The sequence below is a fragment of the Emcibacter nanhaiensis genome (genome assembly GCF_006385175.1).
Taxonomy (GTDB): Bacteria; Pseudomonadota; Alphaproteobacteria; order Sphingomonadales; family Emcibacteraceae; genus Emcibacter; species Emcibacter nanhaiensis.
In genome coordinates this window covers 228925-253007 of the sequence record NZ_VFIY01000018.1, presented here as the reverse complement: position 1 = coordinate 253007, position 24083 = coordinate 228925, and the positions used below count along the sequence as shown (strand labels likewise).

General features: G+C 57.8%; 24 protein-coding genes. 18 read left to right on the top strand and 6 right to left on the bottom strand.

What is annotated here, in order from left to right; genetic code table 11:
* Positions 1–88 precede the first annotated feature (88 nt).
* On the bottom strand, positions 89–805 hold the full coding sequence (locus tag FIV46_RS15295; RefSeq protein ID WP_139941797.1) for a dienelactone hydrolase family protein: 717 nt from the start codon (positions 803–805) through the stop codon (positions 89–91).
* Positions 806–821: 16 nt separating this feature from the next.
* A complete protein-coding gene (locus FIV46_RS15290; RefSeq protein ID WP_139941796.1) occupies positions 822–1730 on the bottom strand; it encodes an MBL fold metallo-hydrolase in 909 nt (302 codons plus the stop codon).
* A gap of 145 nt (positions 1731–1875) precedes the next feature.
* Between FIV46_RS15290 and megL the strand changes: the two genes are divergently transcribed.
* The 4 genes from megL (at position 1876) to FIV46_RS15270 (ending at position 6281) form a co-directional block, all read left to right on the top strand.
* Positions 1876–3099 (top strand): methionine gamma-lyase, encoded by a 1224-nt coding sequence (gene megL, locus FIV46_RS15285; RefSeq protein ID WP_219846150.1) that lies wholly within the window; start codon positions 1876–1878, stop codon positions 3097–3099.
* A 180-nt stretch (positions 3100–3279) separates the two neighbouring features.
* Positions 3280–4563 carry a DUF3422 family protein gene (locus FIV46_RS15280; RefSeq protein ID WP_181163263.1) on the top strand — a complete coding sequence of 428 codons (1284 nt, stop codon included), beginning with the start codon at positions 3280–3282 and terminating at the stop codon, positions 4561–4563.
* 99 nt (positions 4564–4662) lie between these two features.
* On the top strand, positions 4663–5319 hold the full coding sequence (locus FIV46_RS15275; RefSeq protein ID WP_139941794.1) for a pseudouridine synthase: 657 nt from the start codon (positions 4663–4665) through the stop codon (positions 5317–5319).
* Positions 5320–5321: 2 nt separating this feature from the next.
* On the top strand, positions 5322–6281 hold the full coding sequence (locus FIV46_RS15270; protein ID WP_139941793.1) for a tRNA-dihydrouridine synthase: 960 nt from the start codon (positions 5322–5324) through the stop codon (positions 6279–6281).
* Here FIV46_RS15270 and FIV46_RS15265 read toward each other — a convergent pair.
* A complete protein-coding gene (locus FIV46_RS15265) occupies positions 6275–7291 on the bottom strand; it encodes a polyprenyl synthetase family protein (RefSeq protein WP_139941792.1) in 1017 nt (338 codons plus the stop codon). The genes FIV46_RS15270 and FIV46_RS15265 overlap by 7 nt on opposite strands.
* A gap of 142 nt (positions 7292–7433) precedes the next feature.
* Here FIV46_RS15265 and FIV46_RS15260 point away from each other — a divergent pair, with 142 nt between their 5' ends.
* The 8 genes from FIV46_RS15260 to meaB all read left to right on the top strand — a co-directional run bounded on the left by FIV46_RS15260 (position 7434) and on the right by meaB (position 16638).
* A complete protein-coding gene (locus FIV46_RS15260; protein ID WP_139941791.1) occupies positions 7434–7733 on the top strand; it encodes a putative signal transducing protein in 300 nt (99 codons plus the stop codon).
* 9 nt (positions 7734–7742) lie between these two features.
* On the top strand, positions 7743–8510 hold the full coding sequence (locus FIV46_RS15255) for a tRNA1(Val) (adenine(37)-N6)-methyltransferase (protein ID WP_139941790.1): 768 nt from the start codon (positions 7743–7745) through the stop codon (positions 8508–8510).
* 57 nt (positions 8511–8567) lie between these two features.
* Entirely contained in the window at positions 8568–9422 is an 855-nt protein-coding gene (locus FIV46_RS15250) for a S49 family peptidase (RefSeq protein ID WP_139941789.1), read from the top strand.
* Positions 9423–9549: 127 nt separating this feature from the next.
* Positions 9550–10464: a glycine--tRNA ligase subunit alpha gene (locus FIV46_RS15245; RefSeq protein ID WP_139941788.1), complete on the top strand. Its 915-nt coding sequence runs from the start codon at positions 9550–9552 to the stop codon at positions 10462–10464.
* Positions 10464–12581: a glycine--tRNA ligase subunit beta gene (gene glyS / locus FIV46_RS15240; RefSeq protein ID WP_139941787.1), complete on the top strand. Its 2118-nt coding sequence runs from the start codon at positions 10464–10466 to the stop codon at positions 12579–12581. Before FIV46_RS15245 ends, glyS begins: the two co-directional genes overlap by 1 nt.
* Positions 12582–12586: 5 nt before the next feature.
* Positions 12587–15253 carry a pyruvate, phosphate dikinase gene (gene ppdK, locus FIV46_RS15235; RefSeq protein ID WP_139941786.1) on the top strand — a complete coding sequence of 889 codons (2667 nt, stop codon included), beginning with the start codon at positions 12587–12589 and terminating at the stop codon, positions 15251–15253.
* Between the two features lie 5 nt (positions 15254–15258).
* Complete coding sequence (locus tag FIV46_RS15230) at positions 15259–15681, top strand: OsmC family protein (RefSeq protein ID WP_139941785.1); 423 nt, start codon at positions 15259–15261, stop codon at positions 15679–15681.
* Between the two features lie 21 nt (positions 15682–15702).
* Positions 15703–16638: a methylmalonyl Co-A mutase-associated GTPase MeaB gene (gene meaB / locus FIV46_RS15225; protein WP_139941784.1), complete on the top strand. Its 936-nt coding sequence runs from the start codon at positions 15703–15705 to the stop codon at positions 16636–16638.
* Positions 16639–16847: 209 nt separating this feature from the next.
* Here the strand turns inward: meaB and FIV46_RS15220 are convergent, their stop codons facing one another.
* The gene (locus FIV46_RS15220) at positions 16848–17654 is read right to left on the bottom strand and encodes a 3-hydroxybutyrate dehydrogenase (RefSeq protein WP_246056969.1); all 807 of its coding nucleotides are present in this window, start codon (positions 17652–17654) and stop codon (positions 16848–16850) included.
* Between the two features lie 220 nt (positions 17655–17874).
* On the opposite strand from FIV46_RS15220, the gene FIV46_RS15215 reads away from it, so the two are divergent.
* The 3 genes from FIV46_RS15215 (at position 17875) to FIV46_RS15205 (ending at position 20261) form a co-directional block, all read left to right on the top strand.
* On the top strand, positions 17875–19104 hold the full coding sequence (locus FIV46_RS15215) for a polyhydroxyalkanoate depolymerase (protein ID WP_139941783.1): 1230 nt from the start codon (positions 17875–17877) through the stop codon (positions 19102–19104).
* Between the two features lie 43 nt (positions 19105–19147).
* Positions 19148–19660 (top strand): hypothetical protein, encoded by a 513-nt coding sequence (locus FIV46_RS15210; RefSeq protein ID WP_139941782.1) that lies wholly within the window; start codon positions 19148–19150, stop codon positions 19658–19660.
* Between the two features lie 64 nt (positions 19661–19724).
* A complete protein-coding gene (locus FIV46_RS15205) occupies positions 19725–20261 on the top strand; it encodes a hypothetical protein (protein WP_139941781.1) in 537 nt (178 codons plus the stop codon).
* An 18-nt stretch (positions 20262–20279) separates the two neighbouring features.
* Here the strand turns inward: FIV46_RS15205 and FIV46_RS15200 are convergent, their stop codons facing one another.
* Entirely contained in the window at positions 20280–20915 is a 636-nt protein-coding gene (locus FIV46_RS15200) for a glutathione S-transferase family protein (RefSeq protein WP_139941780.1), read from the bottom strand.
* Positions 20916–21228: 313 nt separating this feature from the next.
* Here FIV46_RS15200 and FIV46_RS15195 point away from each other — a divergent pair, with 313 nt between their 5' ends.
* The 3 genes from FIV46_RS15195 (at position 21229) to FIV46_RS15185 (ending at position 22990) form a co-directional block, all read left to right on the top strand.
* Complete coding sequence (locus tag FIV46_RS15195) at positions 21229–21588, top strand: SEL1-like repeat protein (protein ID WP_139941779.1); 360 nt, start codon at positions 21229–21231, stop codon at positions 21586–21588.
* Positions 21589–21683: 95 nt separating this feature from the next.
* Positions 21684–22454 (top strand): class I SAM-dependent methyltransferase, encoded by a 771-nt coding sequence (locus tag FIV46_RS15190; RefSeq protein ID WP_139941778.1) that lies wholly within the window; start codon positions 21684–21686, stop codon positions 22452–22454.
* Between the two features lie 77 nt (positions 22455–22531).
* Positions 22532–22990 (top strand): hypothetical protein, encoded by a 459-nt coding sequence (locus FIV46_RS15185; RefSeq protein ID WP_139941777.1) that lies wholly within the window; start codon positions 22532–22534, stop codon positions 22988–22990.
* Positions 22991–23027: 37 nt separating this feature from the next.
* Here FIV46_RS15185 and FIV46_RS15180 read toward each other — a convergent pair whose 3' ends face one another.
* Positions 23028–23999 (bottom strand): endonuclease/exonuclease/phosphatase family protein, encoded by a 972-nt coding sequence (locus FIV46_RS15180; RefSeq protein ID WP_139941776.1) that lies wholly within the window; start codon positions 23997–23999, stop codon positions 23028–23030.
* Positions 24000–24083: the final 84 nt, after the last annotated feature.

Sequence of the window (24083 nt, the reverse complement as noted above, 5' to 3'; positions counted from 1 at the left end):
ATTTTTAACGTTCCTATAACAAAGGCCGGGCAGAAAATTGCACCGGCCTTGCTTTTTTCAATCGAAATTTCTGTCTCTCAATAGACAATCAGGCGAAAACCTCTTCCAGGAAGTTTTCCATCGCCTGCCAGGAACGACGCGCCGCATCCGGCTGGTAGCAGATGCCGTGATCAAGGTCGTTGGCGGTGGGCAGGGTAAAGGCATGAACCGTATTGCCATAGGCATGTAGCTGCCAGTCGACGCCGCGCTTGGTCATTTCCTCGGCGAATTCTCTGGCCTGTTCCGGCGTCGCCAGGGGGTCATCCCAGCCGTGCAGGGCAAGGACCTTGGCATTGATGAACGGTTCTTCGGCTCCGGCGGGGGCGCCGAGGATGCCGTGGAAGCTGACCACGCCCAGGGTGGCGGCCCCGCTCCGCGCCAAGTCGAGCACGCATTTGCCGCCGAAGCAATAGCCGATGGCACCGGTTTTGTCGCCGTCGACCAGGGGATGTTCCTTGAGAAGCTCCAGCGCATATTCCAGGCGGGCGAGCAGGACGCTGTGATCCGAGGCGACCTGGTTCATCAGTTCGGCGGCGCGGTCGGCGTCGCTGGCCCGCACGCCTTTGCCATAGACATCGAGGGCGAAGCCGACATAACCGAGGGCGGCGAGCTTTTCCGCCTGTTCGGTTTCGAATGCGCCCTGGCCCATCCAGGCGTGACAGACCAGCACGCCCGGACGCGGGCCTTCGATAGAGTCGTCATAGCTGATGGTGCCTTCATAAGTGCCTCCCGGGCCCTCATAGGTGATCGTTTCAGTCTTGATCATTTTCCATGGTCTCCATTTATTTGTGTTCTGTCAGTTCGTAAATGCTGTTTACCTCGGGCTTCCCGTCACACTGAAGTCGCCTGGTCTCCACCATATGGATCAGGTGCGCGAGCACCGACCTCGCGGCGGCGGGGTGGAGGTAACTGGGAACATCGGCATATATTATATCTACCATATCCGGGATCGTTTTTGCACCCGACTTGATCACCTGCAGGATCTGCTCCTCCCGCTGGCGCCGGTGTTGCAGCAGGCCTTCCACAAAGGGCTCGGGGTCGGGGATCGGATTGCCGTGGGTGGGGTAGTAAATCTCGTCGTCGCGCACCAGTAACTGCTCCAGGCTCTGCAGATAGTCGCCCATATGGCCGTCCGGAGGGCTGACGACCGAGGTGGACCAGCCCATGACATGGTCGCCGGAGAACAGTGCCTTTTCCTCATGCAGGGCAAAACACAGATGATTGGACAGGTGGCCCGGCGTATGCACCGCTTCCAGGGTCCAGCCGTCACCGTGGATGATTTCGCCGTCTGCCAGTTCCACGTCCGGGCTGAATTCCTTGTCCAGGCCCTCTTCGGTGTGGTTGTCAGAGTAAGTCTGGCCATCGACGGGGAAGGCGTATATTTTCGCGCCGGTCAGTTGCTGCAGGGGATGGGCCGCCGGGCTGTGGTCCATATGGTTGTGGGTGACAAAGATATGGCTGACCTGTTTTCCGTCCAGATAATTTTCCAGCGCATGCATATGGCTGGGCATGGCCGGTCCCGGATCAATGACCGCCAGTCCGCCGGAACTGTCCTCCCGGCCGACGATATAGGTGCCGGTGCCATGAAAGGTGAAAGGGGAGGGGTTTTGGGCCACGATTCGCCGGATCAGGGGGCTGAGGGTGACAGAATTGCCATATTCCGGCGAAAAATTTTTATCAAATTTCAGCATTGCGGGATTTATTGTTTCGATATTTACCTGATATTCACGGGTTCATATTATAGTTGAGTCACTCTCCGTCAATAACCTTGCTTTTGCGAAGCAGGCTAATTTACGATTCAAGAATGTAAAAAATAATGGTTTCAGGAGAGCGTATATGGCTGTGGAAGACATGAAAAGGGATAATTTGAAGAGTGGGTCCCGCCGCAAGGGATTTGCAACCAGGGCTATCCATGCCCCGACGCCCTCGCGGGATCCCTACGGGACCCTGACCCAGCCGATTTACATGACCTCCACCTTTGAGTTTGAAACCGCCGAGCAGGGCGGCGCCCGGTTCGCCGGGGATGAGGAAGGGTTCATTTACACCCGTCTCGGCAACCCGACCCTGAACCAGCTGGAAGAAAAACTGGCGATCCTGGAAGGGGCGGAAGCCTGCCTGACCACCGGCTCCGGCATGGGGGCGATCACCTGCGTGTTCTGGACCTTGCTGGAAGCGGGCGATGAGCTGTTGGTGGACAAGACCCTGTATGGCTGTACGTTCGCCTATTTTCGCCACGGACTGTCCAAATTCGGTGTCAACGTGCGCCATGTGGATTTGACCAACCCGGAAAATCTGGACCAGGAAATCGGCCCGAAAACCAAATTTGTCTATTTCGAGACTCCGGCCAATCCGAATATGCGGATTGTGGATATCAAGCGCGTTTGTGACATTGCCGATGCCAAAGGGGTGCGGGTGATCGTGGACAACACCTATGCCACACCGTATTTGCAGAACCCGCTCGATCTGGGGGCGTTCCTGGTGTTGCATTCGGCGACCAAATATCTTGGCGGTCATGGTGATTTGATGGCCGGCGCCGTCATGGGGGATAAGGAAACCATCGATGAAATCCGCATGGTCGGCATGAAAGACATGACCGGGGCGGTGCTCTCGCCCATGAATGCCTTTTTGATCAATCGCGGGCTCAAGACGCTGGAGCTGCGTATGGATCGCCATTGTCAGAACGCGATGCAGATTGCCGGATTCCTGGACAGCCGCAACAATGTGCGTGAAACCGGCTATCCGGGACTGCCCTCTTTCCCGGGCTATGAGGTGGCAAGAAAGCAGATGTCCCAGCCGGGTGGGATGATCGCCTTTGAACTGGACGGCGGCCTGGAGGCCGGTATCAACTTCCTTGATAAACTGCAACTGTGCCGTATTGCCGTCAGTCTGGGGGATGCCGAGACCATGATCCAGCATCCGGCCAGCATGACCCATTCCACCTATACCCCGGAGGAACGGGCCCAATACGGCATCAGCGATGGCCTGATCCGCATTTCTGCAGGACTTGAGGATATCGAAGATATTCTGGAGGATATCGAGCAGGCCCTGGCGGTCTGCTGATCTCCTGGTCGTCCACCCCTGAAAAATCGATTTATTTGACGAAACAGTTGAGTGCCCCATCGAATTGGGGCATGCTTCTTGCTGTGATGACAGCCGGTAACCCTCTCATCGACACCGGGGCGGAAACGAATGGTTCAGGAAGAAAAATTGGCAGATGCGGCACGGGTAACCCCTTGTCTTATGAAGGAATTTTCAACCCGGCATATTCTTAATAATGAAGTGCACAGCCGCCCCTTCATTCAGGTTGGCAGCCCGACCCGGTGCTGCCATATGGCGATCCTGACCGGCGAGGCAGGGCAGAATGCGGACCTGGAGCACCTGGCCGCCCTGTGCCGTCACTACAACCTGCCGACACCGCCGGCCGACAGCAAGCACCAGATTATCGACTTCGGCACGTTCCGCCTGAAGTGGGAGCGGCATACGGAATTCTGCAGCTATACGTTCCTGCGCAAGGGCAAGGGCGACGACCCGTTCAAGGATACGGCGCTTTCGGTGGTGCCGGAAGAATGGATCAAATCCGTCCCCGGCGAACTTCTTGTGGGCGTTCACCTGTTTATTGACAGGATTGATGAAGACCAGTTCACCAGTCGCGACTATCTGGAAAATATATTCGGTGACAATCTGGTGGTCGGTGCCCGGGCGGGCAGCAGCGGCACCCAGATCCTGACAGACTTCCAGATCCACGGAGACGGCTTTTCACGCATTCTGGTCAATGATTCCTGTTCGTCCGAAACCCAGGCCGGACGGCTGGTACAGCGTCTTCTGGAGATTGAGACTTACCGCATGATGGCGATGCTGGCCATGCCGCTGACCGGCGAGATTTCCCAGGTCACGCGGGAGGTCGAACAGGAACTGGCCGATGTGGTGCAACAGATGATGGACCTGGACGATCCGGCCCGGGAACATGAGGTGCTTGACCGTCTGACCAGAATGGCGGCCAGGGTGGAACATCTTTCGGCCGGCAGCACCTTTCGCTTCAATGCCACCAAGGCCTACTATACCCTGGTGGAAAAACGGATCGACAATATCAAGGAAGTGCCGCTCACCGGCTTCCAGACCGTCTCCAGCTTTCTCCAGCGCCGCATTGCCCCCGCCATGCGCACCTGTGTCAGCATGGAAGACCGGGTTGCAAACCTGTCCCGCCGGGTGAACCGGGCCAGTACCCTGCTGCAAACCCGCATCAACACCACCCTGCAGGCCCAGAACAAGCAGTTGCTGGAAAGCATGGACCGGCGCGCCCGGGTGCAGCTGCGCCTGCAGCAGACGGTGGAAGGCCTGTCCGTGGTCGCGATCAGCTATTATGCCCTGGGGATTATCAATTACATGGCCCAGGGGAGCAAGAAAGTCCTGCCGTCCCTTGATCCCTATCTGGTCACGGCGCTGGCCGCCCCGCTGGTGATCCTGGGCGTGGCCTGGGGATTGCGCCGGCTGCACAGGGTCATCAGGAAGGCCAGCGAGGAATAGTCCCGCTGCCATCCTCATCGGCCGGTTTTTGTTGCTTTTCCTGTCAGTGCCGTGATATCGCTGCCGGGATTTTGACAAACCTAGCCGGCAAGACAAAGCATGCTTCCCGATTATGCCCCACCGCTGGAGCCTTATCTCGACATCCTCTATGAGGATGACTATCTGCTCGTGCTCAACAAGCAGAGCGGCCTGCTGTCGGTGCCGGGCCGCCACGACCATTTGAAAGACTGCCTCGAAAGCCGGGTGCAGAGCCGCTATCCCACGGCCAGCACCATTCACCGGTTGGATATGGAAACCTCCGGCATTCTGGTCATGGCGCTGAGCAAGGAGATTCACGGCCATGTCGGCCGTCAGTTCGAACATCGCCGCACCGAAAAGACCTATATCGCCCGGGTCGCCGGTCATGTGGCTGGGGATGAAGGGGAGGTTGACCTGCCGCTGATCTGCGACTGGCCCAACCGGCCGCGGCAGATGGTGGATTTCGAGCGCGGCAAAAAGGCCCTGACCCGCTGGCGGGTGCTGGAGCGGGAAGAGGGGGATGTCACCCGGCTGGAGCTCAAACCGGTCACTGGCCGCTCGCACCAGCTCCGGGTGCATTGCCAGCAGATGGGCCACAGCATTCTCGGCGATCCCTTCTACGCGTCCGACGAGGTGAAGAATATGACCGATCGGCTGCAGCTGCACGCCCACAGCCTGAGCTTGTTTCATCCGGTCAGAAAAGAGACGGTGACCTTCACGTCGCCGGTGCCGTTCTAGAGATGGCGGAAACTCTCCAGTCAGCCGGTAAAATCTATCTCGCGCCCATGGAGGGGGTGGTGGACTATGTCATGCGCGACATGCTGACCTCGGTCGGCAACTACGAACTTTGTGTCACCGAATTCGTCCGGGTCACCAACCAGCTTTATAAACCGGCCCTGTTCTATAAATACTGCCCGGAACTGAAAAGCGGCGCGAAGACCCCGTCCGGGACGCCAGTGATGATCCAGCTGCTGGGCCAGGATCCGGACTGGATGGCGGAAAATGCGGCCCGGGCGGTGGAGTTGGGCTCCCCGGGGGTGGACCTCAATTTCGGCTGTCCGGCGAAAACCGTGAACAAGAGCAAGGGCGGCGCAATCCTGCTCAGGGAACCGGAAACGCTCTATAAAATCATCAGCGCCGTACGCACCGCTGTGCCGGCCAACCTGCCGGTCAGCGCCAAGATGCGGCTGGGATACGAGGACAAGTCGCTGGCGCTGGATAATGCCCGGGCGATCGAGGCGGCAGGGGCAAATCGCCTGACTGTCCATGCCCGCACCAAAGTGGAAGGCTACAAGCCGCCGGCCCACTGGCACTGGATTGCAAAGATCCGGGAAGAGGTGACGCTGCCTCTGGTCGCCAACGGGGACATCTGGACCGCCGAGGATGCCGAGGCCTGCCGCCGGGAAAGTGGTTGTCAGGATATCATGATCGGGCGTGGGGCCATGGCCCTGCCGAACCTGAGCCGGGTGATTGCTGACGGCGCGGCCCCGCTGTCCTGGGATCAGGTGCGGGGGCTTCTGCTGCGCTACGCCGGCATTGAACGCTCCGATCACCGGGGTGGCTTTCTGCCGTCCCGCATCAAGCAATGGTTTACCTATCTCCGGCTGTGCTATCCGGCCGCGGACGAGATGTTCCGGGATCTGAAACGGCTTCAGGCCCTGGAGGAAATTTCGGCGATGTTGTCAGACGGGAATCAGTAGGCCCGCGCGATACAGAAATCGACAATATCGGTCAAAGCCTGGCGATGTTCATTGTCGGGGAAAATGGCCAGCGCATCCCGGGCGATGGCGCCATAGTGGCGGGCGCGCTCCAGGGTGTCGTTCAGGGCATTATGCTTGTTGATCAGGTCGAGCGCCTTTTCCAGGTCGCCGTCCTGTTGCTCCAGTTCTTCCATGGTCCGGCGCCAGAAGGCCCGCTCTTCGTCGGTGCCGCGCCGGAAAGCGAGCACGATCGGCAGGGTGATTTTACCCTCGCGGAAGTCGTCGCCGACGCTTTTGCCGAGCTTTTCCTGTTCGGCGGAATAATCCAGTACGTCATCCACCAGCTGGAAGATGATGCCCAGGTTCTTGCCGTAACTCTGCAGGGCTTCCTGCTCGGCGGTGGGGCGTTCGGCAATCACGGCGCCGATTTCGCAGGCCGCGGCAAACAGCGCTGCGGTCTTGGCGGCGATCACTTCCATGTAGCTGTCTTCGGTGGTGTCGGTGTCGTTGGCCGTGGTCAGCTGCAGCACCTCGCCTTCGGCAATGACGCTGGAGGCATGGGACAGGATGCGCAGCACTTCCAGCGAGCCGTCGGCTACCATCAGCTCGAAGGAGCGGCTGAACAAAAAGTCGCCGACCAGCACGCTGGCCTTGTTGCCCCAGACCGCATTGGCGGTATCCCGGCCGCGGCGCAGGTCGCTTTCGTCAACCACATCGTCATGCAGCAGGGTGGCGCTGTGAATGAATTCCACACAGGCGGACAGTTCCACATGCCGGTCGCCTTCATAGCCGCACAAGCGGGAAGAGGCGATGGTCAGCATCGGGCGCAGGCGTTTGCCGCCGGAGGCAATCAGGTGTCCGGCAAGCTGGGGGATCAGGGCGACGGGGCTCTGCATTTTATGGAGAATGGTCTGGTTGACCTTGTCCATATCGTCCTTGACCAGCTTTTGCAGCCGGGCAAGCGCGCTTTCGCCCTTTTTCTCGTCTTCGAAATTAACAACTACACCCACGATAAATCCTGTGTCTTAATGATCCGGTTTAAGAGCGGGGGTTTTGACCCGGTCGTCCGGATTGTGGTCAATGCAGGTCTCTGCTGATAAACTCGGTTTATCTTTTTGGACCGGTGTTTTGTCTACCGGGGCAAAATAGTCATTGCCCTATGGTAAGGTCAAGGAAGATCGGGCGAATTCGGGCTTAATTCGAGGTCAAAATCACGTGAGAGAACTTTTTTCATCGGATAATGTGGTGCTTATTACCAGAGTTTCCGCGCTGTTTGACAGCGAAGGGATCGAGTTTTGTGTACTCGATGGGCTAGCCAGTCTGTTTGGGGGCGGTATAGGGGGAATCGCCCGTCGGGTAATGGTGGCGCCGGAATCAACCGCGCGGGCTAAATTTCTGATTCGACAGGCCGGTCTTGCGGATGATGTGGATTTTAGCGATGAAATTCGCTAAAGACAGCTCATGACAGAGCTTTTTCAGACCGACTATAGCACAGATGATTTCCTCGGCGGACTGGTCCGGCTGCATCAGCCGCGCAAGGGCTACCGCGTCTCCATGGATACGGTGCATCTGGCGGCGACCCTGGACCCCCGGCCGGGGGACCGGCTCCTTGATGTGGGCGCCGGCACCGGCGGCATTCTCACCTGTCTTGCCGGGCGTCTGGGGGAGGCCTCCCGGGATCTGGTGCTGCACGGCCTGGAGCTGCAGCCGCTGCATGTGGAATTCGCCCGGGCCAATGCGGAACTGAACGGTTTTGAAGACCGGATCAGTTATTTTGAAGGTGATCTTGCCGCACCGCCGGCGGAATGCACAAAGAACAGCTACGACCATGTGGTGACCAATCCGCCCTATTATGAAAAGGACACCCATTCCGTCTCCCCCCAGGAAAACCGGGCCCTGGCTCATGCGGACAGCCATCTGACCCTGAGCGAGTGGATTGAACATTGTCTTAAAATGGTAAAGCCGAAAGGATATCTGTCATTGGTCCAGAAAGCGGAGCGGCTGGCGGAAATATTGTCCGCGCTGCAGGGGCGGGCCGGCGAAATCATCGTCTATCCCATCTGGTCCAGGGAGGGGGGTAATGCCGGACGGGTGATCGTGCGGGCAAGAAAGGGCAGCCGGACGCCGCTTGTCTTGAAACGCGGACTGGTCGTTCATACATCCGATGGCGGATATACCGACCGGGCCGAGGCGATCCAGCGACATGGACAAAAGCTGGATATCGGCTAAGATGTCCGATCGCCATGTGGATGTGTAACAAAAACAGAAAAATAAAACGGATTTAGAATGCTCAAAAAAATCAGGACGCTGCTCGCCAAACTTCCCCTGCCACTTCTCGGTGATACAAAACCGGTCGTCGCTATCCTGCCGCTTGAAGGCGTGATTGGCACCTCCGGCAAATTCAGCGAGGCGCTCAACCTGGCCGGGGTGGAAAAACGCATTGAGGCAGCCTTTGATGTTTTTGGCGTGAAGGCGGTGGCGCTGGCCATCAACAGCCCGGGCGGCTCTCCGGTGCAGAGCGAACTGATCATGCGCCGGATCCGCAAGCTGTCCGAGGAAAAGGAAATCCCGGTTTACGCCTTTGCCGAGGATGTGGCCGCGTCCGGTGGCTATATGCTGTCCCTGGCCGCGGATGAAATCTACGCCAGTGCCGCGTCCATTATCGGCAGCATCGGCGTCATTTCCGCCGGTTTCGGTTTTGACAAGGCGATCGAGAAGGTGGGTGTCGACCGTCGCGTCTATACCGCCGGGGAAAATAAATCCATCCTCGATCCGTTCCAGCCGGAGAAGGAAGAAGACGTCAAGTTTCTCAAGGAAATCCAGAAAGATATCCACGGCTTTTTCAAGGATATGGTCAAGGAACGCCGAGGCGACAAGCTGAAAGGCACCCAGAAGGTCATGTTCTCGGGCAAATTCTGGACCGGGACCGAGGCCGAAAAGATGGGACTCATCGACGGGGTCGGCGATCTGCAAAGCGTCATGAAGGAAAAATTTGGTGAAAAGACCAAATTCAACCGCATCGAGGGCGAGAAAAGCTTTATCAAGAGCCTGCTTGGCCTGGGCGGACGCAAGCGCGCGATTTCCCGGGAAATTATGGCGGTGCTGGACGAGCGCGCCCACTGGGGCCGTTTCGGTCTTTAGGATTTTCCTAATTCATGGGAGATGGTTAACTGTTAAATGCCGATTCATTTCTTGACGAGTGGCGGGCGGCTCGGTAGTTTCCGCGGGTAATTTCGCAAATGCGTAAACTCAAGGAACAAGACGGTTAATGAATTCCTCAACGGGAGATGCTGCGGACCGCAAGGAAACCGCCTTTCAATTTCTTATCCTGAAGCTCCAGAAATACTGGGCTGATCAGGGCTGCGTGGTATTGCAGCCTTATGATCTGGAGATGGGGGCCGGCACCTTCCAGTCCGCCACCACTTTGCGCTCGCTCGGCTCCAAGCCGTGGAAGGCCGCCTACGTGCAACCCTGCCGCCGTCCGACCGATGGCCGGTATGGGGAAAACCCCAACCGTCTGCAGCATTATTACCAGTTCCAGGTGGTGCTGAAACCGTCTCCGGAAAATATCCAGCAGCTTTACCTCGACAGCCTGAAAGTGCTTGGCATTGATGCCATGGAGCATGACATCCGCTTTGTAGAGGACGACTGGGAAAGCCCGACGCTGGGCGCCTGGGGGCTGGGATGGGAAGTCTGGTGCGACGGCATGGAAGTGAGCCAGTTCACCTATTTCCAGCAGGTCGGCGGGTTTGACTGCAAACCGGTGATGGGTGAGCTCACCTACGGCCTCGAGCGCCTGGCCATGTATATCCAGGGCGTCGATAATGTTTACGACCTCGACTGGAACGGGGAAGGCGTCAAATACGGTGATGTATTCCTGCAGAACGAAAAGGAATTTTCCGCCTATAACTTCGAGCTGGCCGATACCGAGATGCTGTTCCGCCATTTCGAGGATGCCGAGAAGGAATGCGCCTCGATCCTGCAACAGGGCGTGGAAGACGGCAAATATTATCCGCTGCCGGCCTATGACCAGTGCATCAAGGCGAGCCATGTCTTCAACCTGCTGGATGCGCGGGGCGTGATCAGCGTTACCGAACGCCAGGCCTATATCGGCCGGGTCCGCGCCCTGGCGAAAAGCTGCTGTGAGGCCTACCTCAAGTCGCTGGGCGAGGGAGACGCGTAATGGCTGAATTGCTGCTTGAACTGTTCTCCGAAGAAATTCCCGCCCGCATGCAGCAGAAGGCGGCTGACGACCTCAAGCGTCTGGTCACCGCCAAGCTGGATGAGGCGAGCCTCACTTACGACAAAGCGACCGCCTATGTGACGGTGCGCCGCCTGGCCCTGCATATCGAGGGACTGGCCAGCGAACAGCCGGATGTGTCCGAAGAACGCCGCGGCCCCCGCGCCGATGCGCCGGAAAAGGCCATCGACGGCTTCCTCAAGGGCGCGGGCGTCAGCCGCGACCAGGTGGAAATCCGTGAAGAGAAAAAAGGCACCTTCCTTTATGCGGTGATCGAAAAGAAAGGCCGCCCGGCGAGCGAGGTGCTGGCCGAGTTCCTGCCGGAAATTATCCGTACCTTCCCCTGGCCCAAATCCCAGCGCTGGGGCGCGGGATCACTCCGCTGGGTGCGGCCGCTACACAGCGTGCTGTGCCTGCTGGACGGGGATGTGGTCGGTTTTGACCTGGGCGACGGACTCGTGAGTGGCAACACCACCCGCGGCCATCGTTTCCTGGCGCCGGACAGCTTTGAAGTTTCCTCCTTTGCCGATTATCAGGCCAGGCTGGGCAAGGCCTATGTGGTGCTGGACACCGCCGTGCGCAAGGAAAGAATCCTGTTTGAAGCCAAGGCCCTGGCGGAAAGCGCCGGGCTGGAGCTGCTGGATGATCCGGCGCTGCTCGACGAAATCGCCGGCCTTGCCGAATATCCGGTCATCCTGCTGGGTGAGTTTGATGAGGAATTCCTCGATGTGCCGCAGGAGGCGCTGACCAGCGCCATGCGCAGCCACCAGAAATATTTCTCGCTTGTGGACAGCACCGGCAAGCTGGCCAACAAGTTCGTCTTTGTCTCCAACATGAAGACCGACGATCACGGCGCCAAGATCATCGACGGCAATCAGCGGGTGCTGCGCGCCCGGCTGGCCGATACCAAATTCTTCTGGGACCAGGACCTGAAAGGCAAGCTGGAGGACAATCTGCCGAAGTTGCAGGATATCGTGTTCCATGCCGAAATCAGCAAGGTTGGCGAGCGAGTGGGGCGGTTGGTAGAATTGTCTGCCCATATCGCTGAACTGATCGGCGCCGATGTGGACAAGGCCAAACGGGCGGCCCAACTGTGTAAAGCTGACTTGGTCAGCGGCATGGTCGGCGAATTTGCCGACCTGCAGGGCCTGATGGGTAAATATTATGCCGAGGCTGAGGGCGAGGCCGCAGAAGTGGCCCAGGCCATTGCTGAACATTATTCCCCGAAGGGGCCGAGTGACAAATGCCCGTCCGCTCCGGTCAGTATTGCCGTGGCGCTGGCTGAAAAGGTTGATACGCTGGCGGCCTTCTTTTACATCGGGGAAAAACCCACCGGCTCCAAGGATCCCTATGCCTTGCGACGTGCGGCCCTGGGATGTATTCGCCTGATTCTTGAAAATGGATTGAGGCTGTCGCTTGCAGATCTGACAGATGTTGCGCGGGACCTTGTTGCCAAGGATGTGGCAAAATTACGCGGGACGCCAATTGCCAAATTCACAAAAGCAATGAATGGTTTTTCCAAAGGCCATTATACTGAGACCTATGAACTTCTGGATTTCTATGCAGACCGTTTGAAAGTCCAGCAGAGAGAACAAGGCGTACGCCACGACATGATCGAAGCTGTCTTCTCGCTTGGCGGGGAAGATGACCTGGTCCGGCTGCTGGCCCGGGTCGAAGCGCTGAAGAACTTCCTCGACACCGAGGATGGCACGAACCTGCTCGCCGGTTACAAGCGGGCGGTCAATATTGTAAAAATTGAAGAGAAAAAAGACGATACCTCCTACGACGGGGAGCCCACTGCGGGTACCCAGGCGGAGGAAACTACACTATTCAACAGCCTTGGAGAGGTGTCCGGGGCTGTTAAAGCCGCTGTTGACGCGGAACAGTTCGAAGAAGCCATGGCGCAGCTAGCCACATTGCGCCAACCCATTGATGATTTCTTTGACAGAGTGACCGTGAACAGTGAAAATTCGGGAGAGCGGCAGAATCGCTTAAGGATTTTGTCGCAGATTCGCAAAACCATGAATCTGGTGGCGGATTTTTCAAACATTGAAGGTTAAGTATCATGACAAAATGGGTCTATACATTCGGTGACGGAAAAGCGGAAGGTGAAGCCTCTATGAAAAACCTCCTCGGAGGGAAGGGCGCCAACCTTGCGGAAATGTCAAATCTGGGATTGCCGGTGCCACCGGGCTTTACCATTACCACCGAGGTATGTACCGCATTTTACGAGAATGACCGCACCTACCCGTCTGATCTGGACGGCCAGGTGGAAGAGGCCCTGAAATCCGTTGAAGACACTGTCGGCGCCAAATTCGGCGATGCGGAAAACCCGCTGCTGGTGTCTGTCCGTTCCGGCGCCCGGGTTTCCATGCCCGGCATGATGGATACGGTCCTCAACCTCGGCCTCAACGACACCACCGTGAAGGGGCTCGCGAAACAGGCCGGCGATGAGCGCTTCGCCTATGACAGCTACCGCCGCTTCATCCAGATGTATTCCGATGTGGTGCTCGGCGTCGATCATTACCTGTTCGAGGAACTGCTCGAAATCCACAAGGAAGAAAACGGCTATATCCTGGATACCGAACTGGATGCGGAAGACTGGAAACAGCTGGCGGAAGCCTTCAAGAAAAAAGCCGAGGACGAGCTCGGCAAGCCGTTCCCGCAGGATGTGAAGGAACAGCTCTGGGGCGCCATCAACGCCGTGTTCGGCTCCTGGCAGATCGAACGCGCCAAGACCTACCGCCGCCTGCATAACATCCCGGAAGACTGGGGCACCGCCGTCAACGTGCAGTCCATGGTGTTCGGTAACATGGGCGAAACCTCCGCCACCGGCGTGGCCTTCACCCGCGACCCGTCCACTGGCGAAAATGCCTTCTACGGCGAATATCTGATCAACGCCCAGGGCGAGGATGTGGTGGCCGGGATCCGTACGCCGCAGAACCTGACCAAGGCCGCGCGCGAAGCCGCCGGGTCCGACAAGCCGTCCATGGAAGAAAGCATGAACGGCGTCTACAAGGAACTGGCCGAAGTGTTCCGGAAGCTGGAAGCCCATTACCGCGACATGCAGGACATCGAATTTACTGTCCAGAAAGGCAAGCTGTGGATCCTGCAGACCCGTTCCGGCAAGCGCACCGCCAAGGCGGCGCTGAAAATCGCCGTCGATATGGCCCGTGACGGCGTGATCAGCGAGCAGGAAGCGGTCCTGCGTGTCGATCCCGCCGCCCTTGACCAGCTGCTGCACCCGACCCTGGACCCCAATGCCGAGCGTGACGTTCTGACCACCGGCCTGCCGGCGTCCCCGGGCGCCGCCTGCGGTATCGTGGTCTTTACCGCCGACGAGGCCGAAGAGCTGGCCAAAGACGGCAAGGACGTTATACTTGTTCGTGTGGAAACCAGCCCGGAAGATATTCACGGCATGCACGCCGCGAAAGGCATCCTCACTTCCCGCGGCGGCATGACCTCCCACGCGGCCGTGGTGGCCCGCGGCATGGGCCGCCCCTGCGTGTCCGGCGCCGGTCATCTGCACATCAACCAGGCTGAAGGCGTGATCCGCGTCGCCGGCCGCGAAGTCAAGAACCACGAAACCATCACCATCGACGGCAGCACCGGCGAAGTGATGTTCGGCGCCGTCGATACGGTGCAGCCGGAGCTCAGCGGCGATTTCGCCACCCTGATGGAATGGGCCGACGCCAACCGCCGCCTGAAAGTGCGCACCAACGCGGAAACCCCGCTCGATGCCAAGACCGCCCGCGAGTTTGGCGCCGAAGGCATCGGCCTGTGCCGCACCGAGCATATGTTCTTTGATGCCGACCGTATCATTTCCGTGCGCCAGATGATCCTGGCCGAAAATGAAGCCGGTCGCCGCGCCGCGCTGGAAAAGATCCTGCCGTACCAGAAAAACGACTTTGTTGAACTGTTCACCATCATGCAGGGCCTGCCGGTCACCGTGCGTCTGCTGGACCCGCCGCTGCATGAATTCCTGCCCCAGGAAGAAGATGATTTCGCCGATGTGGCCGCCGTCACCGGCGTCTCCGTCGCCGACCTGAAAATCCGGGCCGAGGAACTGCATGAATTCAACCCGATGCTCGGTCATCGCGGCTGTCGTCTTGGCATTTCCTATCCTGAAATCTACGAGATGCAGGCCCGCGCCATCATCGAAGCCGCCCTGCAGGTGGCCAAGGAAACCGGTGAACCGGTGGTGCCGGAAATCATGATCCCGCTGGTTGGCAGCCGCAAGGAACTGGAAATCCTTAAAGCCAAGGTGTCCGCCGTAGCCGACGAGATCATCGCCGCGTCCGGTGCGAAACTGGACTATATGGTCGGCACCATGATCGAGCTGCCGCGCGCCGCCCTGCAAGCCGGAGAAATCGCCCACGAAGCCGAATTCTTCAGCTTCGGCACCAACGACCTGACCCAGACCACCTACGGCATCAGCCGCGACGACAGCGCCCATTTCCTGGATGACTATATCCGGGCCGGGATCTTCGAGCAGGATCCGTTTGTGACCATCGACCAGGATGGCGTCGGCGAACTGGTGAAAACCGCCGCCGAACGCGGCCGCGCCACCCGGGCCAACATCAAGCTCGGCATTTGCGGTGAGCATGGCGGTGACCCGGCGTCGGTGGAATTCTGCCACCGGGTCGGCCTCGACTATGTGTCCTGTTCGCCCTACCGCGTGCCGATTGCCCGTCTGGCTGCCGCCCAGGCGTCACTTAAAGATAAGGCCTGAGCCCCATGAAGAAAGAAGTGGCGGTCACCTGGGCCGGTAAACTGACTTTTATCGGCGAGGCCGCCTCCGGCAATACGGTGACCATGGATGCAGGTGCCGCCAACGGTGGCACCGGTCTTGGCCACAGCCCCATGGACTTGCTGCTGATGGGAGCTGGCGGCTGCGCCAGCATCGATGTGGTGTTGATCCTCAAGAAAGCGCGGCAGGACATCACAGATTGCGTTTGTCAGGTGTCCGGCATGCGGGCCGAGGAGCCGCCCAAGGTCTATACTGACATCCATATGCATTTTGTGGTCACCGGCAATGACGTGAAGGAAGCCCAGGTGCAGCGGGCGGTGGAACTCAGCATGACCAAATATTGTTCCGCCTCACTGACACTGGGCAAAGCCGCCAAACTGACCTATGATTGGGAAATCAAGCAAGCCTGATCATCCTACATCGGGGGTTAAATGAACATCTCGGCCTCGTTTCCCCAGACCATCACAGACCTCAGGGCCGGCGGCAAGGCCGCCATGGCCCGGGCGCTGGCTGCTATCGAACATTCCCCGGAAGACTCCGCTGTTACCCACCTGCTGGACGAGGCCTGGCAACATCCCCACGGCCATGTGCTGGGCCTGACCGGTCCGCCCGGGGTCGGCAAATCGACCTTGATCAATGCCCTGATTGCAACCTGGCGCAAGTCCGGCAAAACTGTCGGCGTGATCGCCGTCGATCCCAGCAGTCGTCGCACCGGCGGCGCCTTGCTCGGCGACCGGACCCGGTTCGCCACTAATCCCGAGGATGAGGGAATATTCGTGCGTTCGATGGCGGCGCGGGAGCGGCTCGGCGGGCTCGCGGGCCTGACGGTGCCGGCCATGATCCTGATGCGGGCAGTCTATGATATCGTCCTGGTGGAAACGGTCGGTGTCGGCCAGTCGGAAACCGATGTCGCATCGGTGGCGGACACGGTGATCTTCTGCATCCAGCCCGGGTCCGGCGACAGCCTGCAATTCATGAAGGCCGGGATCATGGAAGTGCCCCATATCATGGTGGTGACCAAGGCGGATATGGGCGCCAGGGCCGACCGGGCCAGGGCAGATGTGGCCGGGGCGCTCGGCCTCTCGGACGCCGGACAGGAGGGCTGGCAGGTGCCGGTCCTGAAACTGAGCGCCAGCAGCGGCGAGGGGATCAAGGATCTGGTAGCGGCGGTTGACGGGCATGCGGACTGGCTGCAGCAGACCGGTGAACTGGAGCGCAGTCGCCAGGCCCAGGCGCAGAGCTGGCTCCGGGATATGGTGCGGGAGAAATACGGCAGCGAAGGCCTGAAAAAAGTCAAAGACCGGATCGCGCTGGCGGCCGGCCAGTCACCGTTCCGCAAGAGTGTAGAGATTTTTCGTTTGATGTAGGGCGGGCCTGTTCAGAGGGTGGCCAGGATGATCACCAGCACGGCGGCGGCAATAATCAGCAGCCAGATCGTATTCTGTTCGCTACCTTTGGGAGCTTTCTTTTTGTTTCTGTGAAATTTGCTCATGGTAACCCCTTGAAGGACTTCGATTGTCCTTCAAGGATATCATCTAAGATTTACCGGATGCAACTGCTTACTTTGTCGCCGTCGTCAGCGGGCGGTCCAGCCGCCTTCCATCGGCAGGCTGGCGCCGTTAAAGCTTTGCGCCGCTTCGGTGCACAGGAACACCGCCAACTGGCCCAGTTCCTCCACCTCGACGAAGCGTTTGCTGGGCTGGGCGGCAAGGATGATGTCGCGAATGACCTGCTCTTCGCTCATGTTGTGGACTTTGGCCTGGTCCTTGATCTGGCCGTCCACCAGCGGCGTGCGCACATAGCCCGGGCAGATGGCGTTGCAGGTGATCGGGCTTTCGGCAATCTCCAGCGCCACTGATTTGGTCAGGCCGAGAACGCCGTGTTTGGCGGCCACATAGGCGCTCTTGAAGGGGGAGGCGACCAGGCCGTGGGCGCTGGCCAGGTTGATGATCCGGCCCCAGTTGCGCTCTTTCATGCCGGGCAGGGCGGCCTTGATGGCATAAAAGTTGGACACCAGGTTAATGGAAATGATGGCTTCCCATTTGTCGGCCGGAAATTCGTCAATGGCGGAAACAAACTGGATACCGGCATTGTTGATCAGGATGTCCACACTGCCCAGTTCCGATTCCGCCCGCGTGATCATGGCAGTGATCTCTTCCCCGTCCAGCATGTTGGCGCCGTCATACAGGGCGGTGATGCCGAAATCGTTCTCGATGGCGGCCCGGGTGGCCTCGATTTCACCGGCATCGCCGAGGCCGTTGATCATCACATTGGCGCCTGAGTCGGCCAGCGCGCGGGCCATGCCGAGGCCGATTCCGCTGGTGGACCCGGTGATGACGGCATTTTTTCCTTTCAGGACATCAGGTTGCATGATCCTGCCCATTTTAAACTCCCGTTAACCTGTTAATGAGACCCTCTGATAGGTGGTTTGGCAGAGTTTTGCACAAAAAATGCTGCACTGCAAATAACCTTTGGTCTATGTTTACATGTATGCTAGGCTGCCATTATATAGAATCCGGATTTGTCCAACCAGCGGAAACAGAAGATATTTTGCTGGCAGACATCGAAAAAGTTAAAACAGGGAAAGGGGTATAGGTTAAATTATGCTGTACCAGTTGTATGAGTTCCAGCACACTGCTTTCGCACCTGCGAGATATATGATTGATCTGACGCAGCGCAGTCTGCAGAATCCCTATAATCCCTTCGCCCATATGCCCGGCGCGAAACAGGTCAGCGCCGCCTGCGACGTTATGGAGCTTTTGACCCGCCGCTATGGCAAACCCAAGTTCGGCCTGGATACGACTGAGGTTGACGGAGTCGATATCGAAGTCACCGAGCATGACGTGATGCGCAAGACTTTCTGCCATCTGAAGCATTTTGAGCGGGCGATGGAAAATGACAAGGACGATCCGCGCCTGTTGGTCGTGGCGCCGCTGTCCGGCCACTATGCCACCCTGTTGCGCGGCACGGTGGAGGCCATGCTGCCGGACCATGATGTTTATATCACCGACTGGCAGGATGCCCGTAATATTGCCCTGTATGAAGGGGCGTTCGATCTGGATGACTATATTGACCATCTGATCGAGTTCCTGGAATTCCTGGGCCCCAATACTCATGTTCTGGCGGTGTGCCAGCCGTCAGTTCCGGTTCTGGCCGCGACGGCGATCATGTCCGCCGAAGACAATCCCTGCGTGCCGGCGTCCATAACCATGATGGGCGGGCCGATCGATACCCGCAAGAGCCCGACCGTGGTCAATGAACTCAGCTACAAGCGCTCCATGAAATGGTTTGAAAGCCATGCCATCCACACGGTGCCCTGGCCCAATGTCGGTGTCATGCGCAAGGTTTATCCCGGCTTCCTGCAGCTGTCCGCCTTCATGAATATGAATCTGGAGGACCATGTCGGCGCCCATCGCAAGATGTTTGACCATCTGGTGGAAGGGGACGAGGAAAGCGCGGAAAAAACCCGCCTGTTCTATGAAGAATATCTGGCGGTGATGGACCTGCCGGCCGAATATTACCTGCAGACCATCCGCGAAGTGTTCAAGAGACATTCCCTGCCGAAGGGGGAGCTGGTGTCCCGCGGCCGGCCGGTGAAATGCGAAGCCATCACCAAAACCGCGCTGATGACTGTTGAGGGCGAACTGGACGATATTTCCGGTATCGGTCAGACCAGGGCGGCCCATGACATCTGCTCCAACCTGCCCAAGGAAATGAAACTGCATCACGAGCAGAAGGGTGTCGGCCATTACGGCATCTTCAACGGCCGCAAGTGGAAAAACCAGATTGCACCGAAGCTAAAAAAGTTTATCCTTACGCATAACAAGGGCTGATAATATCCCCGCAGAGGGGGCAGCCCCATGCAAGGGGATAGCAATGAGAACTCTTTTTATCGCGGCCGGCGCCGTCTTGTCTGTATTCTGTGTATCAATAGTTACCGCGCAGGCTGCTGAACTCACACTCAAACAGAAAATCGAGAAATGCCGCACGATCAAAGCCGAGCGTGACCGGCTGACCTGCTATGATGTGATCGGCTTTTCCGGCGGGGACGGTGTCGCCGTGCCAACGGAAGAACCGTCTGCTCAGGTGTCTCCGGCCAAATCCCGAGAGGACAGTTTCGGTGCCGAACGGGTGGAAAAAAGCGCGGAGAAAAAGGAAACAGATGAACTGGATTCCATTCGCTCGAAGGTGACCAAGGTGGTCTGGTCGCCGCGCAAGCAGTTTGCTGTCTACCTGGAAAACGGCCAGGTCTGGATGCAGAAGGATAACCAGCGGGTGCGCTTTCCCGAAGGGGACTTCACGGTGGAGATTGAAAAAGGGGCGTTCGGATCCTACCGGATGATCATTCCCGGCAAGACAAGCTTTGTCCGGGTGGTGCGCTATAAGTAACTGCCATAAGTATCTGTTTAAATAAGCATTCTACGGAGGAAGCCTTAACAAACGGGAGATGATGATGAACTTCAGATCACTGTCTGTATTTATGGTTTCTGTTTTTATAGTACTGGCTTCACAACTTGCCCGGGCGGAGGCACCGGCCGCCTATTGCGCCTCCGACGACTACCGCCGTCTTGATTTCTGGGTCGGCACCTGGCGGGTCCACTGGGGGGCCGGCGATCAGGCCGGAGAGGGGACCAATGTGATCACCAGGTCCTACGACGATTGTGTCATCGAAGAGAATTTTGATGGCGGTGTGTCCTCGTCCGGGCAGCACTTCAGGGGCATGAGCATCTCCATCTATGACCAGCGTGGCGAACAATGGCGCCAGACCTGGATGGATAACCAGGGCGGATTTTTTGATTTTTACGGCCTGGACCTGGGGGACGAATTTGTCTTTCAGACCAAACAATCGGTAAAGAAACCGGGGGTGATCCTGCGCATGCTGTTCACCGACATCAAACCGGACAGCCTGACCTGGCGCTGGCAGAAAAGTGAAGACCTCGGCAACGAATGGAAAGACCTCTGGGTCATCTATTATGAGCGGCTGAAATGACCGGCCTGTCGGGTTCCCTTATTTGAGGAAGCTTTTCACCAGCGGTTCGGCTTCGCCCAGCACTTTCTGCAGTGAGGGACGGCCGAGCAGGCGCGAAAAATAGGCCTTGATCGCCGGATATTTTGAAAAGGGATGCACCCGCTGGCCGTAAAACAGGGCCGGGGCCGCCGCACAGTCGGCAATACTGAATTCCTCCCCGTTGGCCCAGCTGTGATCGCACAGATTTTCGTTCAGTTGCTCATACATGATGTCCAGCGTTTCGCGCGCCTTGATCATCCGGCACGGGTCCTGCCGGTCCCTGGGTTTTTGACTCTCGAACAACAATTCCACGACCGGATTATTGAGGTAAAGGTCATACATCCGGTCCTTCAGCCGCGCCTGGCGGGACATTTCCCCATCCCGGGGCAGTAGCGTGGCGCCGGTCATATAATTCATGTCCAGAAATTCGATGATGATGCTCGACTCGGGAACGGGTCGGTTCTGTTCCGTGATCAGCAACGGTATTTTTCCCAGCGGATAAATTTTCTGATAGGACTGACGGGCCGACTTGTCGCGCGGGTCAATCACGAATGGTTCGAATGTTAAGCCTTTCTCATAAAAGGCGATTAGCACCTTCTGGGAGTAGGTGGACAGGGGGTTGTAATAGAGTTTCATGACGGAGCACCTGCTGCTGGAACGTTGCAATTGCCGCCGGACCTACAATGGCGTTTCTGACGGCGGCATTATATCACAAAAGCCCGTCCCCCGCAGAAACACTGGATTTTTGGAGTCCGTCCCATTTTGAAACAGATTTGTCACCGGACTGTAAAATTTTTCATAATATTAACCATGATTTGTTTGGGACTCTCATGAGGGAATCAGCTAAGATATTGAAAAACAAATGAAATGAAATTCTGGCCCGGGATTTGCAGTAGTTTAAATCGTTAACAGAATGATTAAAATTATAATTAGTTCATAGGGAATAAAAATGTCTCACAAGTTTCTTTTGTCTGTCTCCGTGCTGGCCTGCAGTCTCTTTATGTCAGCCACTGTTTCTGCCGCCACGCGCAGTACTGCGCCGGTGGAGATGGCCCGGACTGCAAATCCTGCCGATGAAGTGCGTTGTCTTGAGGCATTTATCAATTCAGAATTTGAAATGGCGCATGCGGTATGCCTGCCCCTGGCCCAGAGCGGCCTGCGCGACGCCCAGCTGGTTACCGGCCTGATGTATGCCCTTGGCGAGGGCGTGGAGCAAAACCGCCGTCTGGCTAAATGGTGGCTGAGCGAAGCCGTGCGCAACGGCAGCGCGGAAGCGGAAAGCGCCCTGGCCCAGTTTGAGCTGGACTAGAAGGCGGCGCTTTTCAGTCGTCGCATGAGGTTGACTGGTGGATTTTCCCTGCCGGATAGTTAAAGTTATATGTCTGACAAAAAGGGGAGAGGCCTGTGACGACCGGCAACAAGATATCTGGAGTTCTAATCCTGTCGGTGATGGCTATGCTGTTGCCGGCATTTCTATATGCGGCGGACCTGAAATGTGATGTCGTCAGCTGCGCCATTGAAAATCCGCAACGCAGCGAGAGCGACCGGGCGCGCGATGTGAACCGCAAGCCTGAACAGATCATTTCCTTTTTCGGGATCAAGCCGGGCATGACCGTGCTCGATATGTTTGCCGGTGATGGCTATTACACGGAAATTCTGTCCGGTGTGGTCGGACCGGAAGGCAAGGTAATTGCCCACAATAACCAGGGTTATATCGCCTATACCAAGGATGCCCTGGCCAGGAAACTGGCCGAACCGGGACGGATGAGCAATGTGGTGGCGCTCAATGCAGAAGTGGCCGACCTGGACCTGAAGGAAGACAGTCTGGATGCCATTTTCCTGATCCTTAGTTTTCATGATTTCTACTATGCGACCGAAGACTGGCCGGCCATTGATACCGGCATGTTGCTTGGCAAATTTTACAAGGCGCTGAAGCCGGGCGGCGTACTGGCAATAATTGATCATGCAGCCCCGGCGGGCACTCCGTCCAGCAGCGGAGAAACCCTGCACCGGATTGACCCGGCGATCGTCATGCAGGAAGTTACCGCCGCGGGTTTTACATTTGACGGCGAAACTGATATCCTCAGGAACCCGGATGATGACGGCACCAAACCCATGTGGGAAGAAAGCATCCGCGGCAAAACAGACAGATTTGTGTACCGGTTTGTCAAATAACTATCTGACAACCGGGGAGGGGACGGAGCAGGGTCTGCCAAGGCAGACCCTGCTCCGAGCATCTTGAGGGGATAAGGATGTCCATAGATGCGATCATGGAATATCTGAGAAATCCGCCGGACTCGATTGGGCCGATCCTGCTGATCCCCGGCGTTATGATTTTTATGATGACGCTGCGCGAACTGGGCTTGCACTGGAAAATGGAGGATATTTCGCTCCGGTACCTGGGCCGGACCTTGCTTTCCCTGCTGATGACCGGGGTCTTGCTCGGGGGAATATTTTTCCTGGAGGTCACCTATTTGCTGGAAAAAAAGGAACTGATACCGGTGCAGTTTATCCTGTTGTTTGTCGTCCTGATGCTGTGTGTTCCCTTTATTCTCATGCTGATCAGGCTGCCCATCGCCAGTATCGGTTATCTCCTGCACCGAATGGGGGACGTGGGGGCGGACAATGATGCCCGCGAAATCGGGACGGTGAACGGCGCTTACCAGCCGCACAGGAAACGGGTCGCGCCGATCTGGAAAAGGGAAGACTAGCGCGGAAGCGCAGGACGACTTCGAGCGGGGCCCGGTTTCAGAGTTCAAACTCCGTCCACAGCGGATAGTGGTCCGACACCCGGAAGGAAATGGCGTTCCGGTCCAGGCCCTTGCCCTGGTAGCTGAACGGCACGAAATCCACATAGCCGCCGGTCTTGTAGTTCATATGCAGCTTCTGTTTGTTGCCGGTGGTGAACCAGGCCACCTGGTCATAGAATTTTTCGTTCTGCGGCTCATTGGGATCGGCAAAGATGGATTTGGGCACATGCATCAGTTCGTCGGGCACCTTGAGCCCGGTGGAGGTAAAGGCCTGCCACAGCTTGTCGCCGGCCCGGTCGATGTTGAAATCGCCAAGCACGATCAGGTTCTGGTGCCAGCGGTTGGTGCGGTTGGCCCAGTCCTTCATCCATTTGGCAATGCCCTTCAGTTCCGGCACCCGGTCGTCTGCATTATCGCCGTAATCCACATGCAGGGTCACCAGGATGAAGGTCTCGCTGCCGGCGCGGAAGCTGACTGCATAGGGGGTGCGGGCGAACTGGCGCGTCAGGGCATCGGCAGCGATATCTTCCGCTTCCATCCAGTCTTCCGGCACCACCAGCTCGGCGGCGAGGCCCGAGGGCGTGACCCGGCGGGTGTCAAAGACAAAGCCCAGCCGTTCGCTGTTGCCGGCATCGCCGAGGGTGATGTCGGTCATCAGGAACCCCCAGTCCGGACCCAGCGCCTTCATCATGGTCCGGAGCGCTCGCAGGTCGCCCTTGATTTCCTGGATCGCTACCACATCAAAGCGGGAGACAATTTCGGTAATGATGCTGAGACCCCAGAAATCGCGCTTCGGACTGTCATCGCCGTCGGCGAACCATTTGCGGGTCAGCGAGCTGAAGGCGCGGATGTTCCAGGTGGCGATCAGCAGGTTTTGTTCCATCTTCTTGGCTGGAATCTGCTGGCCGAGATCTGCGGCCAGCTCATCAAGGTGTTGTTCAACATCGTCTGGGATCTGATCAAACGGCATTTCGGCCCCCGGAAATATGAATTTCACTCTCTGCACGCGATCACTGAAGCCCGGAGTATAGCATGTTTCGGGGCAAAAGTATTT

Excerpts from the sequence above, each read along its gene's own strand:
- FIV46_RS15295 (WP_139941797.1), bottom strand. The coding sequence starts at position 805 with ATGATCAAGACTGAAACGATCACCTATGAGGGCCCGGGAGGCACTTAT.
- FIV46_RS15290 (WP_139941796.1), bottom strand. The coding sequence starts at position 1,730 with ATGCTGAAATTTGATAAAAATTTTTCGCCGGAATATGGCAATTCTGTC.
- megL (WP_219846150.1), top strand. The coding sequence starts at position 1,876 with ATGGCTGTGGAAGACATGAAAAGGGATAATTTGAAGAGTGGGTCCCGC.
- FIV46_RS15280 (WP_181163263.1), top strand. The coding sequence starts at position 3,280 with ATGAAGGAATTTTCAACCCGGCATATTCTTAATAATGAAGTGCACAGC.
- FIV46_RS15275 (WP_139941794.1), top strand. The coding sequence starts at position 4,663 with ATGCTTCCCGATTATGCCCCACCGCTGGAGCCTTATCTCGACATCCTC.
- FIV46_RS15270 (WP_139941793.1), top strand. The coding sequence starts at position 5,322 with ATGGCGGAAACTCTCCAGTCAGCCGGTAAAATCTATCTCGCGCCCATG.
- FIV46_RS15255 (WP_139941790.1), top strand. The coding sequence starts at position 7,743 with ATGACAGAGCTTTTTCAGACCGACTATAGCACAGATGATTTCCTCGGC.
- FIV46_RS15250 (WP_139941789.1), top strand. The coding sequence starts at position 8,568 with ATGCTCAAAAAAATCAGGACGCTGCTCGCCAAACTTCCCCTGCCACTT.
- FIV46_RS15245 (WP_139941788.1), top strand. The coding sequence starts at position 9,550 with ATGAATTCCTCAACGGGAGATGCTGCGGACCGCAAGGAAACCGCCTTT.
- glyS (WP_139941787.1), top strand. The coding sequence starts at position 10,464 with ATGGCTGAATTGCTGCTTGAACTGTTCTCCGAAGAAATTCCCGCCCGC.
- ppdK (WP_139941786.1), top strand. The coding sequence starts at position 12,587 with ATGACAAAATGGGTCTATACATTCGGTGACGGAAAAGCGGAAGGTGAA.
- FIV46_RS15230 (WP_139941785.1), top strand. The coding sequence starts at position 15,259 with ATGAAGAAAGAAGTGGCGGTCACCTGGGCCGGTAAACTGACTTTTATC.
- meaB (WP_139941784.1), top strand. The coding sequence starts at position 15,703 with ATGAACATCTCGGCCTCGTTTCCCCAGACCATCACAGACCTCAGGGCC.
- FIV46_RS15220 (WP_246056969.1), bottom strand. The coding sequence starts at position 17,654 with ATGGGCAGGATCATGCAACCTGATGTCCTGAAAGGAAAAAATGCCGTC.
- FIV46_RS15215 (WP_139941783.1), top strand. The coding sequence starts at position 17,875 with ATGCTGTACCAGTTGTATGAGTTCCAGCACACTGCTTTCGCACCTGCG.
- FIV46_RS15210 (WP_139941782.1), top strand. The coding sequence starts at position 19,148 with ATGAGAACTCTTTTTATCGCGGCCGGCGCCGTCTTGTCTGTATTCTGT.
- FIV46_RS15205 (WP_139941781.1), top strand. The coding sequence starts at position 19,725 with ATGAACTTCAGATCACTGTCTGTATTTATGGTTTCTGTTTTTATAGTA.
- FIV46_RS15200 (WP_139941780.1), bottom strand. The coding sequence starts at position 20,915 with ATGAAACTCTATTACAACCCCCTGTCCACCTACTCCCAGAAGGTGCTA.
- FIV46_RS15195 (WP_139941779.1), top strand. The coding sequence starts at position 21,229 with ATGTCTCACAAGTTTCTTTTGTCTGTCTCCGTGCTGGCCTGCAGTCTC.
- FIV46_RS15185 (WP_139941777.1), top strand. The coding sequence starts at position 22,532 with ATGTCCATAGATGCGATCATGGAATATCTGAGAAATCCGCCGGACTCG.
- FIV46_RS15180 (WP_139941776.1), bottom strand. The coding sequence starts at position 23,999 with ATGCCGTTTGATCAGATCCCAGACGATGTTGAACAACACCTTGATGAG.